Source organism: Alteromonas pelagimontana (assembly GCF_002499975.2).
In the GTDB taxonomy this organism is placed as follows: domain Bacteria; phylum Pseudomonadota; class Gammaproteobacteria; order Enterobacterales; family Alteromonadaceae; genus Alteromonas; species Alteromonas pelagimontana.
Window position 1 is genome coordinate 1,760,221 of the sequence record NZ_CP052766.1, and the last position, 18,642, is coordinate 1,778,862.

General features: G+C 46.7%; 14 protein-coding genes. 7 read left to right on the forward strand and 7 right to left on the reverse strand.

Annotated features, from left to right (window positions below; genetic code table 11):
- Window positions 1-172 precede the first annotated feature (172 nt).
- The 3 genes from CA267_RS07885 to CA267_RS07895 form a co-directional block, all read right to left on the reverse strand.
- A complete protein-coding gene (locus tag CA267_RS07885) occupies window positions 173-2,305 on the reverse strand; it encodes a M3 family metallopeptidase (protein WP_075607993.1) in 2,133 nt (710 codons plus the stop codon).
- Between the two features lie 189 nt (window positions 2,306-2,494).
- Entirely contained in the window at window positions 2,495-3,418 is a 924-nt protein-coding gene (locus CA267_RS07890) for a phytanoyl-CoA dioxygenase family protein (protein ID WP_075607992.1), read from the reverse strand.
- Between the two features lie 183 nt (window positions 3,419-3,601).
- Window positions 3,602-5,800, reverse strand: coding sequence for a cytochrome c3 family protein (locus CA267_RS07895; protein WP_097349207.1), 2,199 nt, complete (start codon window positions 5,798-5,800; stop codon window positions 3,602-3,604).
- 436 nt (window positions 5,801-6,236) lie between these two features.
- Between CA267_RS07895 and CA267_RS07900 the strand changes: the two genes are divergently transcribed.
- The 4 genes from CA267_RS07900 to CA267_RS07915 all read left to right on the forward strand — a co-directional run bounded on the left by CA267_RS07900 (window position 6,237) and on the right by CA267_RS07915 (window position 10,723).
- Window positions 6,237-7,751: a PepSY-associated TM helix domain-containing protein gene (locus CA267_RS07900; RefSeq protein ID WP_232367614.1), complete on the forward strand. Its 1,515-nt coding sequence runs from the start codon at window positions 6,237-6,239 to the stop codon at window positions 7,749-7,751.
- Window positions 7,744-8,091: a hypothetical protein gene (locus CA267_RS07905; protein ID WP_075607990.1), complete on the forward strand. Its 348-nt coding sequence runs from the start codon at window positions 7,744-7,746 to the stop codon at window positions 8,089-8,091. The genes CA267_RS07900 and CA267_RS07905 overlap by 8 nt, the downstream gene beginning before the upstream one ends.
- Window positions 8,088-8,360 carry a DUF3325 domain-containing protein gene (locus tag CA267_RS07910; protein ID WP_075607989.1) on the forward strand — a complete coding sequence of 91 codons (273 nt, stop codon included), beginning with the start codon at window positions 8,088-8,090 and terminating at the stop codon, window positions 8,358-8,360. Before CA267_RS07905 ends, CA267_RS07910 begins: the two co-directional genes overlap by 4 nt.
- A 245-nt stretch (window positions 8,361-8,605) precedes the next feature.
- Window positions 8,606-10,723: an RICIN domain-containing protein gene (locus CA267_RS07915; RefSeq protein WP_083638261.1), complete on the forward strand. Its 2,118-nt coding sequence runs from the start codon at window positions 8,606-8,608 to the stop codon at window positions 10,721-10,723.
- A 73-nt stretch (window positions 10,724-10,796) separates the two neighbouring features.
- Here the strand turns inward: CA267_RS07915 and CA267_RS07920 are convergent, their stop codons facing one another.
- The 4 genes from CA267_RS07920 to CA267_RS07935 form a co-directional block, all read right to left on the reverse strand.
- Window positions 10,797-11,558, reverse strand: a complete 762-nt coding sequence (locus CA267_RS07920; protein ID WP_075607988.1) for an IS5 family transposase — start codon at window positions 11,556-11,558, stop codon at window positions 10,797-10,799.
- A 240-nt stretch (window positions 11,559-11,798) separates the two neighbouring features.
- Entirely contained in the window at window positions 11,799-12,017 is a 219-nt protein-coding gene (locus CA267_RS07925) for a hypothetical protein (RefSeq protein ID WP_075607987.1), read from the reverse strand.
- 21 nt (window positions 12,018-12,038) lie between these two features.
- Entirely contained in the window at window positions 12,039-12,500 is a 462-nt protein-coding gene (locus CA267_RS07930; RefSeq protein ID WP_075607986.1) for a hypothetical protein, read from the reverse strand.
- A gap of 119 nt (window positions 12,501-12,619) precedes the next feature.
- On the reverse strand, window positions 12,620-13,054 hold the full coding sequence (locus tag CA267_RS07935) for a hypothetical protein (RefSeq protein WP_075607985.1): 435 nt from the start codon (window positions 13,052-13,054) through the stop codon (window positions 12,620-12,622).
- A gap of 192 nt (window positions 13,055-13,246) precedes the next feature.
- Here CA267_RS07935 and CA267_RS07940 point away from each other — a divergent pair, with 192 nt between their 5' ends.
- The 3 genes from CA267_RS07940 to CA267_RS07950 all read left to right on the forward strand — a co-directional run bounded on the left by CA267_RS07940 (window position 13,247) and on the right by CA267_RS07950 (window position 18,596).
- Window positions 13,247-14,575 carry an MFS transporter gene (locus CA267_RS07940; RefSeq protein ID WP_075607984.1) on the forward strand — a complete coding sequence of 443 codons (1,329 nt, stop codon included), beginning with the start codon at window positions 13,247-13,249 and terminating at the stop codon, window positions 14,573-14,575.
- 9 nt (window positions 14,576-14,584) lie between these two features.
- Window positions 14,585-15,481 (forward strand): LysR family transcriptional regulator, encoded by an 897-nt coding sequence (locus CA267_RS07945; protein ID WP_075607983.1) that lies wholly within the window; start codon window positions 14,585-14,587, stop codon window positions 15,479-15,481.
- Window positions 15,482-15,761: 280 nt separating this feature from the next.
- Window positions 15,762-18,596, forward strand: a complete 2,835-nt coding sequence (locus tag CA267_RS07950; RefSeq protein ID WP_083638258.1) for a TonB-dependent receptor — start codon at window positions 15,762-15,764, stop codon at window positions 18,594-18,596.
- Window positions 18,597-18,642 lie beyond the last annotated feature (46 nt).

The following is an 18,642-nucleotide window of genomic DNA, read 5'->3' on the forward strand; positions in this document are numbered from 1 at the left end:
GTTTCTTAGCCGTACTTCTGGAGCATGGATGCTCCAGCAGAGCCATCAGGGATGATTTTACGGCGTTTCGGATAAGAAACTTTTACATATTTTCACAGCTGATGGTTTTTCGCTCACTCATGCGGTTGCCCTGTATTAACAGCAGTCCTGCTATTGCCGAAGAGGGCAGATTTTACTGCGTTAATCCCCGGCGTTTAAGCAGCGCATCGACAGTGGGTTTTTGGCCGCGGAACTGTATATAGTTCTCCATCAAGTCTTCGCTGTTTCCTTTTGAAAGCACTTCACGACGGAAAACCTCACCATTTTCTCGTGTTAATCCGCCATTTTCTTGCATATATGCAAAAGCGTCTGCGGCAAAAACTTCCGTCCACAAATAGGCATAGTAACCGGCTGAGTAACCACCCGCGAATGTATGACTAAAGTACGAAGATTTGTAACGTGGCTTCACTGGCGCATAATCAATACCGTGTTTGGCAAGCGCTTTCTGTTCAAACTTTTCCACATCAGAAATATTGGCATCCGCGCTAATTGTGTGCCATTCCATGTCCAGCAACGCTGCCGCCAGATATTCTGTGGTATCGAACCCTTTATTAAACTGCACCGCTTTTAACAGCTTATCCAACAACGGTTGAGGAATTTGCTCGCCGGTTTTGTAATGTTTAGCGTAGTTGGCAATTACAGCAGGTTCAATCGCCCAGTCTTCATTGAACTGCGAAGGAAATTCAACGAAATCCCGCGCGGTTGAAGTTCCGGCCAGGCTTTGATATTTCACTTGCGAAAATAGTCCGTGAGCCGCATGACCAAATTCGTGGAACAGGGTAGAAGCTTCATCAAATGTCAAAAGCGTCGGCTGACCTTCTGCTGGCTTTGGAATATTCAGTTCGTTATACACGACCGGCTTGTTTTGCTTCATAAAGCTCTGGGTGACAAATTCGCTCATCCAGGCACCGCCAGCTTTGCCTTCACGGGCATACGGGTCAAAGAAGAACAAGCCAATACTGCTGCCGTCGGCATTGAACACCTCAAATACCCGACTGTCTTCAACGTATAGCGGAATATCTTTACGCTCTTTAAATGTAATGCCGTAAAGTTTTTCCATGGCAAAAAACAACCCATTTTCCAATACGGAATTCAACTCAAAATAAGGTTTAGTTTCGCTTTCGTCCAAATCGTATTTCGCTTTGCGTACCTTTTCAGCATAGTAAGCCCAATCCCAGGGTTGAACGTCACCTTTAAGTCCGTCAGCATGCATGACTTCTTCAATATCAGCCGCTTCCTGTTTCGCTCTCGCCACCGCTTTAGGCGCAAGATCATCCAAAATCTCAAAGACGTTTTCAGGCGTTTTGGCCATTTGATCTTCAATTACATAGCTTGCCCAATTGGGATACCCGAGCAATTTCGCCTTTTGCGCTCGCAGTTTGGTCAGTTTAAGAATGATGGGGCCGTTTACATCAAGCGCCCGGTTTGATGACTTTTTCCAGATTTTTTCCCGCAACTCGCGGTTTGTCAGGTTGGTAAGGATAGGCTGACGAGTCGTATTTACCAACGTAATCAAATACCCTTCTTTATCAGCACTTTCTGCCGCTGAAGCCAGGCTGGCGATATCAGCGTCAGATAGTCCGGCCAGCTTGGATTTTTCGGTCACTAAAATAGTGTCATTCTTAAATGAAGCGAGAATATTTTGCGAAAATTCAGTTTGCAGTTTGGTGACTTGCTCATTGATATCCCGCATTGTGGTTTTGTCGGCGTCGCTTAAATTGGCCCCTGCACGAACAAAGTTATTATAGTAATAATCAACCAGACGTTGATCTTCCTGCGATAAGCTGTCTTTATTCTTATAAATGGTATTAACCCGCGCAAACAGCTTGTCGTTCAAAAAGATGTTATCAAAATGAGCAGAAAGTTTTGGCCCCATTTCCGCTTCTATACGCTGGTATTCGTCATCGGAAATAATGCTGGAAAGGCCGAAAAAAACTGTTGAAGCACGGTTAAGTATTTCGCCGCTTTTCTCCATAGCCACTAGCGTATTTTCAAAGGTCGCAGAGGCTGGATTGTTAGCTATTTTTTCAATTTCTGCGCGGTTTTCTGCCATTCCTTTTTCAAAGGCTGGTTCATAATCTGCTGTTGTTAGTTTATCAAAGTCAGGCGTGTGATACGGCAGTGTACTTTCACGCATTAAAATATTATCAGATTGGTTTTGCTGCATCGTTTGCGCTTGGCTGGTAGAAGAAGTGGTGGAATTACTTGAGCACGCCGCCAGCGCCAGCGTAGTGGCAATGGTACTGGCAATAATAGTCATACGCATGAAGGGATCTCCGTCGTTTTTATAGTGTATGCGCCTAGTTAAACACTAAGCCCGAGATTTGACTCAACCACTTTACCACCTCCTGCTGCTGCTACCATTCTACTGGACCCAGCTGATTTGAGGTTTGTCGTATTTACTACCCAAAGGCTCAATTTTGAGTTAATACAGAACCGCCTTTGTTAATCCCAACTAAGCACTTTTTATGAAGTTTATCTGCGACGACTGATGAAAACATTCATCCCGCTTCGCTAATTGCTGAGCACTCGCACGGCCATAGCTAAATAAATTACGGTGTGAAGCATATATTAGGTTTAACAGGATTCTTCTTTCATTTCCCTTGTGGCGACGATGGAACATTTCCACATTTTCAAAAAACACTGTGCCCGCAGGCCCCGTAATGTTCTCGATGTTATCGCCAAACCTTTTGCGTGCTTCAGCTTCAGTAATTTCGCCAACCAGCATATCTTTTAGACCTATTTCTTTATGACTGCCTTTAATTGCCACATGGTAGGAGGACTGTAAGGAGACTGGGGTAATGTAAACAAACACATTAAGAGATTCCCACCCCGCATAATCAAAATGAAATTTATTTTGGCTTCTGACTTTTTCATCATCTTCGCTATGAGTAACAAATAATGAAGCAGCTAAAAGAACAGGTTCGCTTTTAAGATACCCGCGAACCACATTTTTTATTCCCTCGTCAGTAACGATACGATTAATTTGGGGGCATACCTGATGCACTAGTTGATATTCATAAGGGGGTAAATTGCGCGTTACCTGCGTTAGTTCAGCCACTGTTGCTGCAGGTAGCACTCCCGCTATAGCAACACCGTCTTTTTGCAGTTTTTCAACCAGAGCGCGTTGGGTGGAATCTTGGGTAATTTCAGGCAGCAGGGAATCGCTGGCTCTGGCGTCTTGAAATTCTGGTTTATTGATAAGCCGAATCAACTTTATAGGAAGAACTCGCCAGGGCCCGAAGTGCAGAATGTGTCTGGCCTGATGAACCCTCTTGATAAGCTTGTACCGGTAAGCAACTTTTCTTAGCTTATTTAACAGGTACGCTTTTTTACTGTAGGCAGAAGCCTTATCTTCAACGTCAACAGTTACTTCCATTATTTTGATATCCCTATCGTGCTTTACTAACTACCTGGAGTCTCATTAAGAGCACGTTGGAAAAATAAACACAAGAAAAATTGTTGCCGCAGAAGGTTTAATCAATCCGTCTTGATGTGTGCTCACTCAGCGCGAAAATAGCTGAACGCGCTGACGTAGACCTTAAAATCGCAATCGGAAACACTAAAGTTCTGACAGCGCCACACCAGATAATTGCGCTATTTGCTTTACCACCGGATCATCAGCGTAGTTATCCTTAAGTGCGGTTAACGCGTGTCGGACCGCTGCGCTATCGCCATGCTGATATGCGTATTTTGCCCAGGTAATTTGAATATCATACTGCCCAGGCCACCGACCGTTAGTGGTTTGCAGAACCGATATAGCCTGATCCTGCCGGTTTTTCTGCCACAGCGCTACAGCATAAACAAAGCCAAACCTCGGGGTACTTTGCTGGCTTTCCTGCGCCTGCTGTAAGTAAGTAAGCGCCTGCGCAAGTTGCTTACCGCGTACTAGCGCTAGCCCATAAGCAAACTGGACGCTGGCGTCATCAGGGTCATATTCAAGGGCGCGTTTTAAAAGTGCCGTGGCGTTTTTCTCAGCGCCGTTCTGGCGCCAATATTCGGCATAGTTGAGTAGCGTAGGCGTATGACTGGAGTCAATCGCTAATGCCCTTTCATAAAAGGATTCTGCGCTTTCGTTATCGCCTTGATAGAGCGAAAGTTGCGCCATTCCCAGATTCGGGCCAGGGTGATCCAGGCTGGATTTCAAAGATGCTTCCAGTTCGGCAAATATTGCCTCGGTGATGCTAAACTCTCTTGCCTGCGCGGGCATAGCAAGCAAGCTGTTCGCTAGCGCAATTCTGACCGAGGCGGCAGGGTCCTGCGCCAGCTTTTCCACAAAGCCTGCCCGCGCACTTTCTGCAACTGCATCAAGATTTTCCGCTACTGCCCGGCGTAATATGGGGTCGTCTGACGAAAGCGCCTGTTGTATTAACTGCAGAAATTTCGGGTTCTGCATGGGCGCCATTTTATCTAGCAGAGCAACCTGCAAGAGCCCGGGAAGCTCACCTGTTAACAACAACCTGTTCGCAGCAGAAATCGCCTCGGCGTTAAACTGGGCTAACTGCTGATTGATATTCGCCCAGTTGCCGTAAGTATCTTCTGCGGCGCCTTCTCTTTTCGGCCATTCTTCAAGGGCTTTTTTAAACCACCCGTCAGACTCTTCAGCATGACAGACTCTACAAGGAGAATCACTGTTTTCACTTTTCGCAGAAGGACGATGAAACCGGTGATCCCGGCGCGCATCCACCTTCATAAACATCTGTTCTGGCATATGACAAGACAGGCAATCAGCATCTTTATGACCATTAGTATGCGTGGGAGCAGCAAATACGTCCGCTTGATGACAGGTAGCACAGACTTGCGCGCCCGGTAACAGGGTTTTACCGGTGTGTGCGTCATGGCAATGAGTACAGGTTACCCCCTGCTGAGCCATCTTACTTTGTAAGAACGACCCTAAAACAAACACTTCATCGCGAATCTGGCCATCAGAAAAATACAGCGGCTCCTCTACTTCGCTAAGCTGAAATTGTTGATGATAAGGTACAGTATTTTTGGGCTCGGCCAGTTCCGCTCGCCTTGAATGGCAAGCGCCGCAAGTCTCTAACGCCAGCGATGAATCCGTAGGAGGAGAAGCCGGTCGGGCAATGGGATCCTTACCGTTAAAGACAAAATCCACCTGCTCTGGTAGCGGCAGCAAACCGGTTTTTACTTTCGTGTAACTTCCGCTATTAACCAGCTCCACGTGTGTGTTACCTGGGCCATGACAGGTTTCGCAGGCGACATTGACATCGGAAAATTGCGTATTAAAAGACAGTGTTTGCGGATCGAAGCCTTTCGTTAAATTGGTTGAATGACAAGATGCGCAACGGCTGTTCCAGTTCTGATAGTAGCCCTTCCAGTGGAATGGATGATCAGGGTTTGTCACCGCCTCGGTTTGCAGTTGAAACCACCGTTGTCCTCCCTGCTCCGCCGGGCGGCTATCCCACGCCACATCAAAAGCCTGCAAGCGACCTTTTTCTGCCTGCAGCAAATACTGTTGCAGCGGGAAGAATCCAAAAGTGTAACGCACCGGGTAAGTCTCTGGCTTCTTGTCCTGTTGCGTTATTTCAATAAAATACCGCCCCTCATCGACAAAAAACCTTGAGGTTCGGAGGCCAGCGGAAAAAGTTACGTTATCAAAATTGCCTTTAATCGCCGCTTTTGTCGCCGGCAGCATACTTTGATGATGGTCAGATTGCTGCCATGCTTCATGTTGTTGTGAGTGGCAACCGGAACACTGCTGCTGACCAACAAACACGCTATCGGCTGTGGCCAAAGCCACGGTACTCCATAGAAAAAGAAGGAATCCCAGGGTTTTCTCAATCACAACAAACCTTTTTTGAAGAAATGCAGCCACACTAAAAGCTATCGGCCTTTGATGTTAATGAAGTATTAATAGTAAAACCAGCAAAACACACCTTCTCTTTACGCTGATCTCTCTGCCGGTTGGGCGCGGTGCCGCTATATGTTGTCAGCGTTTTATCGGTAAACCGCACCTTGCTTCAGCTTTATCTTGTCAGTAGGAACAGGAATAAGCTTGGCTTACATACAAATGATAATTGTTTACACTTAACGAATGATGTGGGAGCATGACTTTTTTGGCGTGGAATTATTTAGGTAAATTAGATCCATAGGTAGTGTTAAGAGGCAGCTTAAGTGCAGTTTCTTGCCTTTGATATTTTCGCGCACATAGCCACACAACATTTCCAAACAAATAAATGAAAAAACGATTTTTCGATAGTATGAACTGGCTTCATACCTGGACAGGCTTAATTCTTGGCTGGTTACTTTTTGCGGTTTTTCTAACTGGCACGCTGGCGTTTTTTCAATATGAAATTACCGACTGGATGCAGCCGGAAATTATTCATCCTGCTCAAACTACCAAAGCAGTAGGACAAGCGCAGGCGTTTCTTTCACAAAACGCCAATGATTCTGAGCGCTGGTCAATCACTGTACCTTCGCAGCGCGAATCAGTGACAACTCTTTTTTGGCGAGACCCTAACGCAGGCGGTAGAGGATTTCGTCGCGCCACTTTAGACGGAACTGGCGAGGAAGTTGCCATTCGGGAGACCCGCGGCGGCGGATTTTTTTATCGCTTTCATTTCGACCTACATTACATGCCTGTTCTGTGGGCACGCTGGTTGGTAGGTATCGCGTCGATGTGCATGTTGGTTGCTATCGTCAGCGGCGTCATTATTCATAAAAGAATCTTTAAAGACTTTTTTACCTTTAAACCTGGCAAAGGCATGCGAAGCTGGCTTGACGCGCACACAATAAGCTCGGTTTTGGCGCTGCCGTTTCACTTTATGATCACGTATACCGGCCTGGTCACCTTAATGCTGATGTATTTTACCTGGTCCATTACGCTTAGCCAGGGCGATCGGGGGGCGCTGTTCAACGCCTTAAATGGCGAACCAGCGCCTACACAAAATGCCGGAGAGCCGGCGCCAGTTGCTTCTCTTCAGGCGATTTTTAACGACGCCACAGCACGTATCGACGGTGCGCCTATCTCTTTTATCAGTGTAACCAACCCTGGCGATAGCGGCGCAATGGTTGAATTAACAGAAGCGCCAACCCAATCGTTAGTGTCAGATTATCGCAAGCTAACGTATTCTGCAGCAACGGGCGAATTTATTTCTTTGACACCGGTAACCTTTGCCGCTGAGCAAACCCGAAGAACCATGATTAATCTTCATGCAGGACGTTTTGCCGGCCTACAGTTACGATGGCTTTATTTTATTTCTGGTATTGTCGGCACATTAATGGTCGCCACTGGCCTGGTACTGTGGCTAAAGAAACGTAAACAAACCAGCACATTACACAGCGGTCATCGCCTGGTTGAGGTACTAAATTTCGGTACCTTAATGGGATTGCCTTTTGCCGTAGCCGCCTATTTTGCCGCCAACCGCCTGTTACCGCTAACGATAGCCGAACGCTCTGATATGGAGATACACTGCTTTTTTGCCGCTTGGGCTTTTATGTTGGTTTACGGCCTGATCCGTTCGAAAAGCCGCATCTGGCTCGAAGGTGCTGTGATCACAGCGTGCGCGTTTTTTCTCTTACCGATAATTAGTGTATTTACCGTAGACCGCCACATTGGCACTTATACCATTGGCCCGGACAACACGCTTTTGTATATGGATCTGGCAATTCTGTTTACTGCCATCGGTTTTTCTGTAATGGCCCGTTATATTTATCGCAGCACCTTGAAAAAGGAGGTGTCACTTGTATAAAAATTTCGCAACTTTACGTAAGTCGTCAGTGAGTTTCTTTGCTCTTAGCAGCTTTCGCATTGTAATGGCAATAGTAGGCGGTTTTGTCCTCACCTCGCTTTTTGCTGTCTGGCTACCTGAACTTCTGTTTAGTCATTTTGGCGTAGATAAAATTCGCACATTTCTGTGGTGCCTGTTATTTGCCTTTGCACTCTATTGTGTATTGATTATCTGGGTTATAAGCACTCATCATCTATTACGAAGCTCGCTGATTATGCTGTTGATCGCCGGTGTGCTGTGGCTGTCCATCGAACCTGCTTCCGCTGCTACCAGCATAGAGACAAAAGAGACGCAGTTATGATAATGCTGGCTGGCTGGCTTACCAATTTACTCGGCTTCTGGCTATTTGCTTTGGCGATGCCACGTAATCGCAAGTGGTTAATTGCCAGAAAATTCTCATCGAAGCAGGAAAAGGTAGCCCGGAACGCCGGATTTGCGCTGCTGCTGGTGTCGTTATGGTGTGTTCTGCGAACCTCCTTCATTGGCGACGCTATCGTGATTTGGTGTTACATGCTTACTATCAGCGCTCTTCTCATCACAGGAATTATTGCCTTTAAACAGCAACGATAAGCCGGGCATTTAGCATCTACCCGCTATCCGCGGTAATCCACGGCATCACTGATATAGCGCGATTTCTCTTCTGCGTTCGGTTACCCTTCTGCGTACGAACGAACGTTCTATTGAACGATTCTCCTGTTATACGAACTCCCATTATCCAAAAACTTGTTAAGTTAATGTTACCGCCATACAAGCGGTTATCTGTTACCTGAGCGCTAGAACTGGCGCGTTTACAATCAAAAATGGGAATATTGCCTATGACTTATCGTTACCCCTTTTCGTACTTTAACCTCAAAAATATCAAGAGATTCACTCAAACCCTCTGCTGTACGCTTGCGTTATCAGCGCCTGCCCAGTTTGCGGACGCTCAAGAGTATGTGCGTACCGACGGCACCAGGATTGTCGATGAAAATGGCGAAGAACTTTTTCTCAGTGGTATCAATCTGGGCAATTGGCTGGTTTGGGAAGGTTACCTGATGATGGGAGATTTTAATTTCAGAACCCATACCCAGTTTTTTAATGAACTATCTTCAGCGTTTGGCAGTTCTGACAAAGCCGCGGAATTTGAATATCAATGGCGGTTAAATTACGTCGATGAAAAAGCCATAGCTGATCTTAAAGCGCTGGGGTTCAATTCGGTACGGGTGCCCTTTAATTACAATTTATTCTGGTGGAACGGCGAGCTTCGCGACAACGGCTTTGAGTATTTCGATAGAGTCATAGAATGGTGTCGCAAGTACGATATGTATGTGCTTTTGGATATGCATGGTGCGCCGGGCTATCAGAATCCCGGTGATCATGCCGATAATGTGAATTCCAATGCCAACCAGCCCAGAGGCTCCGTTGCCTTCTGGGATGACAATAATGTTCAAATTGCCGCTACAATTTGGCGCCATATTGCAGAACGCTACAAAAACGAGCCTGTCGTCTGGGGATACGATCTCACTAACGAACCTGTTCCGCAGGCGGGCCGCGAGTTTGAATTATTGCCGTCGTACGTCACTATACGCAATGCCATACGTGAGGTAGACACCAATCATATTCTGGTGGCCGAAGGCAACTGGTGGGGTTCAGATTTAACTAAAATCGACTGGAATAATGCGCAAACGCAGGCCGAAACAGGAATCAACTATCAATGGGACGATAAGCTGGTTTACCAGATTCACCACTATGGCCCAGTGGCGGATACCGTAGGGCGGGAAACCATCACCAACAACCTGAACATCCCGTTGATTATTGGCGAATATGGCGAGACGGATGAACAGAATCTGTTAGCTATCACCAACTGGGCGAAAGAGAATCTGGCGGGTTACTTTCCCTGGTCTTTTAAAAAGATGTCACACGACAAAACCCTGTGGACTATTCCACCAAATGACGCCTACGAACAGGTGAAATCTTATATTAAAAACGGTGGCAACCCGCCTACTCACCTTTATGACGCAATGATCAGCTTTGCGCAAAACAACATTCGCAACGGCCACAGCAGCCATATTTGGCATCAAGGCTTTTACGATGGTGTGAAACCAAGCGCTTCTGCAACCAATTGCGCCACTGCTTATGCCCACCCCGTACCCGGCAGGATTGAGGCGGAATCTTTTTGTGAGAATCAGGGCGTGGAGCTGGAAACCACCAGCGACACTGGTGGCGGCCAGAACATTGGCTTTATCGACGGCGGCGATCACACCGCCTATAACGTTAATATTGCAAATAGCGGCACCTATACATTCAGCGTGCGCGTTGCTTCGCTGGATACTTCCGGTCTTATCGACGTTCAGTTGGATGGCAACAACGTCGCCAGTTTCACCACACCTGTAACCTCGGGTTGGCAAACTTTTGAGACTATCTCCACTGTGGCTAGCCTTCCTGCCGGTGAACACACGCTGCGGCTAGATTTTCCCGCAGGTGGCTTTAACCTCAATTGGATTAATATTGCTGCAAGCAACACCAGTGGCGAGCTTCAGCGTGGAACCTATTACATTACCAACATTGCCAGTGGCAAGGCCTTAGATGTGGCCGATGCTGCAACATCAGATGGTGCCAACGTACAGCTGTGGGATTACTTTTACGCCAGCAACCAGCAATGGCTGGTAGAGCCAATCACCGACAATATGTTCGAGCTGAAAAACCTAAACAGTAATGCGTGTCTGGATGCTGATAACGGTAGTGATAATGTCCATCAATGGAGCTGCTTTGGAAGTAGTAACCAGCGCTGGTATGTTGAAGCAGATGCTTCTGGCTTTTTCACCATTCGCTCTGCAGCTAACAATGAGGCATTAGAAGTGGCTAACGGCACCACGGCAAACGGCGGCAATGTCAGAACCTATCCAGCTAATGGGAGCGCAGCTCAGCAGTGGCGCTTTCACGCAGCTTTGTAGTTTCGCAGCCCTACCATTATCGCTTCAGAAGTACCTCTAATACTAGAGTCTGTTGATCTTTGCTGTACATATTTTATTCAGCATACATCGGTAACCACATCATAATAAAAGCCAGAGATACCATCGAATGGTAGTTTCTGGCTAGTTTTTCATATCTCGTCGCAATGGCCCGATATTTTTTCACTTTCAAAAATGCATTTTCAACAAGGTGGCGATATTTGTATAGACACCAGTCCATATGCGCATTACCACGCTTTTTATTCGCCTTTCTCGGGATGTTAGATACTGTACCTGTTGCCTCAATGGTCTCTCTCAAACCATCACTGTCATACCCCTTGTCTGCCACAATTATTTCGGCTGCCGGCGAGTTGAACACTAATGACTCGGCAAAGCGTACGTCATGCGCTTGCCCACCCGATAATTCAAAATAGACAGGTAATCCTCCACTATCCACTGCTAAGTGGATTTTCGTCGAGTTCCCGCCCCGGCTTTTGCCTATCGCTTCATCATGATCACTCGCAGCACCGCACCCGTGTTGATGTGTTTTAACGATACTGCCATCGAGAAACAGCCATTGGGTATCACTGTCGCGGCTTAATATTTCAAACATATAGGCCAACACACCCTTTTTCGACCATAAATTGAATCGCCGGAAGATGGCGCTCCAATCACCAAACTCTGAGGGTAAGTCACGCCATGGAATACCTGTTCTCATACGATAAAGTATTCCTTCAAATGTCATTCTGTGTTCCGGCTTTGAATAGACTCGGCCACTCAAATACATTACGCGGGATAGCATCGCCCATTGGGCATCTGTTAACATAGTTCTCGGCATGTTGATTTCGGTATTGTTTGTTTTTGGCGAAATGGATTATACCAGTCTTCATGCCGTTTATTTTTTATACCACAAAGATCAACACGCTCTAATCCGCGTTGATGTGGATTAGTATTATTCTCTGGACGATTGGCTGAGCCGGGCGCACCTCTTCAAACATGGCTTTTTACCACCATACGTCTCATACTGATCCACCGGGATGTGTGATCAGCTCAAAGCCAGAGGAATCCAGCAGGCTGGTTAAACATTTTGCTCTGCAGACTTCTGTTCACGATGTCTGTGCAGTTGTTTCCAGGCGGCAAATGTACAGGCTGCCACCGCCGCTATTAATGACCCGTAAAACAAAAAGTGGAGCAGACTCGCCGCCCAGTGTGCGTGATCATGACCGGCGTGAGAAAAGGCCGGTAAGCTTGCTGTCAGCAGTAAAAATTCAACGACTGAAAAGGCAGTATTTCTCATTGTTGCTCCGTTTTTATGGGATTAGTGGAGTGCTTTAACGCATTGATGGGTGGAATAAGAAAGCGGCTGTCGGTGCTCCCGCGGGTTAGACGACAGCGCTAGCAGCGACGAAAAGTTTTGTTCGAATATCCGCAACTCCCGTAACGCCACGTCTTTTCCCCATAGCAGAACCTCAAAAGCGGGAGCGTCAGGATCAGCCTGTTGTATTGCCGTTTCTATATCTCTAAGCACACTTTGTAGTTCAGCGTAGGCCAGCCCGAAGCCCTCCTGATAAATAAAATAATCTGCCAGATTGTGAGCGCTGACGAGCAGGGCTGACACCGCTTTTCGCCACCAGGGCGCGCCGACAAATAGTGCTTTGGCGATACTAAGAGAATGCTTGTAGTGAACAAGCGCCAGAATAAGATGCTCCTTCTCAAAGTAATGGTTTCCACAAGATATTTCGGTTTCCCATTCATGGTATTGATGTTGTGTACGTTGCATAACGTGGCTCCAGTTATAAAAGCATAAAATTACCATGGCGTAGGCGGTATCGCTTCGCCTGAGCCACGGCAGCAGATCTACTCAAAGAGGCGTTGGTAGCAAATGTTGAGGAGCTGATCTTATGTTTCTGCGTAAGACTGCCCTGCCAGAATGGACTCATTATTCACTGCGTCGCCCTGTTTTATTAAATGCATGAGAAAGGCCGGACTTAATTCGGTTTCTTGCAGCCTGGTGCCGGGGCGGGTAACGGCTACAGCTCGGGAAAGAATGGCAGCAAGTTCTTGTGGTGCATCTACATGTTGATACGCGAGACTTAACTTGTACGCCAACGCCAGTATTTTTGACGCAATGGAATGATTCTGCCCTTCTTCCAAATCGTATAACAGAACAGCTATGTCGAAGGCACACCCAAGGTAAGGTATGGCTTCCCGATATCGTGTATCCTGCAGTAATAAATCGCCCTGCAGTTCATCGCGCGCCAGAAAATGTAGAGCTTCTACTGGATGACCGTAAACCCATTCAGCATGTTTAGAGCAAAGATAAGTAATGTGCATGATGCGTCCTCCTGTTTCTAAGGTAGAACAAGAACACACCCATTGCAAATGATAATCATTGTTATTTACATCGTAATTTTGCAGCCACTGATTTTGTTAAATATTTGTGATGTACTAAGGAGTGGTTTAATGTAGCTGCTTTCACGTCATTACTGCATTTGCCTGCCACACAGGCCTGCTAGTGGAGAGATAGTGGTCAGCCTTAGCAAATGGCAACGAGTTTCTTACGCATCAGGTGCTTTTGCAAAAAGCCTTCAATGGAACTCTACCGAATTTATTCTGCTCTACTATTTTGCAGAAATTGTTGGTTTAGGAACCATGCAGGCGGGCTTAATTCTTTTTATATCTTTTATTTGGTCGGGGCTGCTGGATATTTGTTTCGCCCGCTTTTTTGATAATAAAAACGTTAATTACCAAAAGGTCATTGCCGTTTCTGCACCATTTTGCGCTTTTACTTTTGCTTTGCTGTTTTTGCCAATTTCTCTACCGGGTAACTGGCTATTTAGTTACTATCTGGCAGTCACTTTGCTGTTTAGAATCGGCTATACGCTGGTAGATATTCCTCACAATGCGATGCTCGGCTCCCTGTCGACTAACAGCTATGAGCGAACACGGTTATCTGCCAGCCGTATTTTCTTTAATTCCTGCGCAGTGTTGGTATTTGCTTTTTGTGCTGGCCATCTACTGGGTCTGCTGGAAAACGGAAGCATGCAGAACCTGCTGATCTTCTTACTTATTTTTTCTCTATTTTACTTAATCAACATTGGCGTCTGTGTAATACCAACATGGCATTTACGGGCAGCCTCGCCTCAAGTCAGTAGTGAGCAATCTTTTGCTGTAGCGCTAAAAATGCTGATGCAAAACAAGCCTTTTTTAATTTTGCTGCTCTTTACCCTTATTTCTGATGCGTTGATGTCCATTTTCTCGAAATCTTCAGTGTATTACGCCAGTGTAGTGCTAGGGGATGACACTAAAGCAACCAGTTTAATCGTTGGCTTGGCCATAGGTAAGATTATCGCCATGCCGATGTTTTCCCGGATTGCCGAAAGTGTTGAAAAGCATCAGGCTATGATTTTTGCTTGTTTGGGAAAAGCAGTTGCCATCGCCATTTTCTGGTTATGGTCTCCAACTACTGTGTCATCTGCATTTACCTGTTACTTTATATACGGAATTTTCTCTGGCGGTTTACATATGCTGGTATGGTCGGCACTTCCAGATACCATTGAGTATGGCAAACATCATTTCAAAACTTTTAATAGTGCTCTTACCTTCGGCGTATTTCATGTTGTCATGCGAGTAGGTAACGGCATCAGTTTTGGTTTAATTGCGTTGATGCTAATGATGCTGGACTATCCTGCAGGCGGCGAAAATCTTGTGGATAACTTAATTCGAGCTATCAGTATACTTGCGGGTATGGGCGCACTTCTAGCGCCGGTCATCTTGCTTTTTTATCCGCTTAGCCATGCTATGCATCAAGAGTTGGCGCAAGAAAAATCTACCGCAAACTCATCTATCCACTAACGAGGTTTTATGCGCTTTTTGTTATCCCGACATTTGTCTCAGTTTATTGCTATTTACGATTTAGGCAGTTTACGTGCGGCGTCCAGCATCCTTGGGCTGACTCAACCCGCACTGTCGAAAAGTTTACATCAGTTCGAAAATCTGCTGGATGTCGTGTTGTTTGACAGAACTGGCGGCAAGCTCACACCTACACCTTTTGCTGATATTTTACGTATGCGGGCGAATATCATTCTTAAAGAAGCCGAATTTACTGCTCGGGAAATAGAGGTAATAAAAGACAACTTCTACAAACCTATGGCAGCAAGCGCTGGTCCGGTATGGCTGGCGGAGATTTTACCCATGGTGTTGCCGGCGCTGTACCAGGCTTACCCTAAGTTTCAGATGGGGATCAAGCTGGAAGGGGCTGGCACATCTCTGAGTAAAATTCAGTCGGGCGATCTGGATATGTACTTTGGTTTCATTCCCGAATCTGTCGAACAAAAGGGACTTGCGGTGATCTCGCTACTTAATCTGCGCATGACAGTTTATGCCAGACGACACCATCCCATTCACCAGGAATCGCCCGGCAGACAACTGGAAATGGCAGGTGAATATCCTTGGGCAGGCTTTGGGCTGGGTGACGGTATTGAAAATACGGTGGTAAAAAGAGCCTCCCGTTTCAAGGGTTTTACCTATGGAATTGAATCGTTGCTTGGCCTGGCAAAGCTTGCTCAACAGACAGATCATATTGTAATTTCTGTAGACGCCGTGGCAGAGACATTTGCAGATCACGATATTGTTGAAGTGAAAGGTGTAGATTTAGACAAATATTTGATGTCTGGGGTGGTGTGCCGCGCCAGTCTACTAAATTTTTCTCCGGTAAAATTTTTAATAGAAGAAATCAGAAAACGCTACTCTTCACACTAATAGACCCCGATGAAGGGCGCCAGCCTGTTCACCTTTTTTTGTGATTAATTTTCCTCACTTTGTCGACTCCCACAATGAGCTTCTACCTCACAACTTTCGAAAAAGTTATAGGTTTATAAGTTAATATCAATTGTAGTTATACAGCCTTGAGCTCATCATCACTGCAGTTAACAAATAACAAACATAATGTTAACTGACAAAGCGATTTGGCGGGTCAACGAATTTGTCTAAACACACCGCTGTCTTTGTCGCTCAACCCCTTAACGTGAGAGATGAGAAAATGACAATGATAACCACCCCACTTATTAGAAACACTTTAGCCGTCACCATTGCCGCCATTTTGTCTGCGCCAGCCCAAGCCCAGAATGAAGAAGCAGCAGATCAGGACATCGAGGTTATTGCAGTCACTGGTATACGCAAAAGCCTTTCGGAAGCCATTGGAATTAAAAAGCAATCCGCCACCATCGTCGACGCGATTTCTGCCGAAGATGTGGGTAAGTTTCCTGATATAAACGTGGCCGAATCGCTGCAGCGCGTTACCGGCGTGCAGATTAACCGATCACGAGGAGAAGGCTCTTCTATCAGCATTCGAGGGCTGCCTTCAGACTTTGTGCTGGTGCGGATGAACAATGTTACACTTCCCAACGCGTTGAGCGATGGCGATACCAGTCGCAGTTTTAATTTCTCATCTCTCCCCAGCGAGTTTGTCAGCACACTTGAAGTGCATAAAACGCCTACCGCCTCACTTGAAGAAGGCGGGCTTGCCGGCACAGTGGTGATCCGAACGCCGCGCCCTTTTGATTACACGGAGCGCCAGCTTTCACTGTCGGTTCAAGGCAGTAAAGAATCTAACGCTGATAAGATTGGACCGCGAGTCACTGGCTTCTATTCCGATGTTTTCGGCGATGGTTCTTTCGGTATTACAGCGGGATTGTCTTACATGGAGCGAAACTCGGGCACGCAGAGTTTCGAAAATTTCGGTTACAGCACCTTTTCAGAACAGGATGGCTTTACCAGCGGCTCGCAACAATTTGGTGCTTTTACCGCTGACGGCATTGCCGATCCCCAAATTTGTAACGGGACGGTAGAATCCAAATCCCTTTGTAGCGGCCAGGACTTTAACGGTAATGGCGTTCTTGACGACAGTAACGTGGCTATTCCCTACATCACGTTTCATAATCTGTACGACGAAAAACGTACCCGAACCAGCGCTTTACTAAGCGCGCAGTGGGCCGCAACGGATAACCTTGAATTCACTGTAGATACCTTCTATACCGATTACGAAGTCGATAGTGCTCGGGCAGAGTTTCTGGCGTTTCCCTATCTCTCACTGGGGCCCTTTTATCCTGATGAATCAGAGATTCAGAATATCGGTGGGCGCGATGTTCTCACCACTTTCCGCGTAGATAACGTAGATACCCGGGCAGGAAATCGTATTGAAGCGCGAGCCGGAGACACTTGGTCTGTCACCGCAGGCGGGCAATGGATAAAGGATGAATGGACAGTAAATGGGCAGATAAACCGCTCTCGCTCCAGTCAGTTAACGGATAATCTAAATATCGTCAACAGTACGTTGGTAGACTTGCTGCTACAGTCTGAAGTAGGGGACGCGGTTACCACTACAACGTATGTAAATGGTACTGATGAAGGTGTGCTTAACCCGGAGAATTATCGTCTGGTTGGTATAAATGGCGCTTACGATCAAAAAGCTTCGGAAGACCTGCTGGATATAAAACTGGATGCCTCGCGCTACACCGATTGGGACTACGTCACGCGGGTAAGCGGTGGTGTACAGTATGCAGACCGGGAGAAGATAGGCCAAAATGCCCAACTTAATATGTCGGTTGACCAAATAGAATCGCTCTACGGTGAACAACCTTCAGTGCCCCTGTTTGAAGACGTGGGAATGACAGGTACATCATCTGCTGCGTTTTTGCTTAACCCGGTGTCACCGCTAAATGGGGCCTTTTTAGAAGATTACCCCGGCTTGATCCAGGAACGGCTGGCTATCGATACCCGGCGTATGCTTAGCGAATTCAGTAAGGCGCAGCTTATTGCTGCAGGTTCCTATCGTGTTGATCCCACGCAGTCAGAAGACGTTTCTGAAAAAGCGATGAATGCCTTTGTACAGGCGGACTTTGAGAGTGCTGACGGCAAAATGTCTGGGAATGTCGGCGTGCGTTTTACCCGTACTGAACAGATTTCCCGTGGTGCAGGCGCAGATCTTAGCAAAATAACGTTGAATCCTAATGGCGGCCTCACTACTGTTGAACCGTTAGGAATTATTGACGTGGAAAATACCTACAGCGAGTGGCTGCCCAGCCTGAACGTGCGTTACAGCATTACCGATGATGTTATCGCCCGCCTTGGCCTTAGCAGAACCATCGCTCGCCCCCGATTTACCGATATTTCACCGGTCACACAGGCTAACGTAGAGGCAGCCAGCATTACTGGCGGCAATCCAAGCCTGGACCCTTTCAAGTCGAACAATCTGGATTTGACGCTGGAATACTACTACGACGATACGGATATGGTAGCCATGACCTTGTTCTATAAAGATATCGTGTCACTTATTCGTAGCGGGAATGAATCGCTTACGTTGCCAGTGCGTAACGCGCTGACTGGCGAAATTTTTACCGCGCAGTTTATTGATCGCAGTCCAACTAATGGTGAAGGAGCAAAAGTAAAAGGGGTGGAACTGGCTTTTCAAAATAGCTTCGACAGCTTACCGGGAATTTTAAGTAACACCGGCGTAAATGCCAACTATACCTTGATTGATAACAGTGACCCAGAAGCCATCACTGCCGCTTCAAAGCACAATTTCAACCTGGGTGGCTACTACGAAGATGAAATGTTCGGCGCTCGCATTTCCTATACCTGGCGCGATAGTTTTCTTTCCCAGCTTGTCGCTTACGGCGGCGTAGGTGCAGAAACACAAGCCTACGGCACCTTGGATGCCAGCTTTAATTACAACATTAGCGACGCTTACACCTTTGTGCTGGAAGGGGTAAACCTTTTGGATGAAACCGCAGAAGTTAAATTTACTGATGGCTTACCCTATCAGGTTATTGATAATGGTCGCCGGTTGTTCGTCGGCCTTCGCGCAACCTTTTAACTGCATAAGTTTCAAGCTGGCTCTGTTGCGCGCCCCACAATCCGTC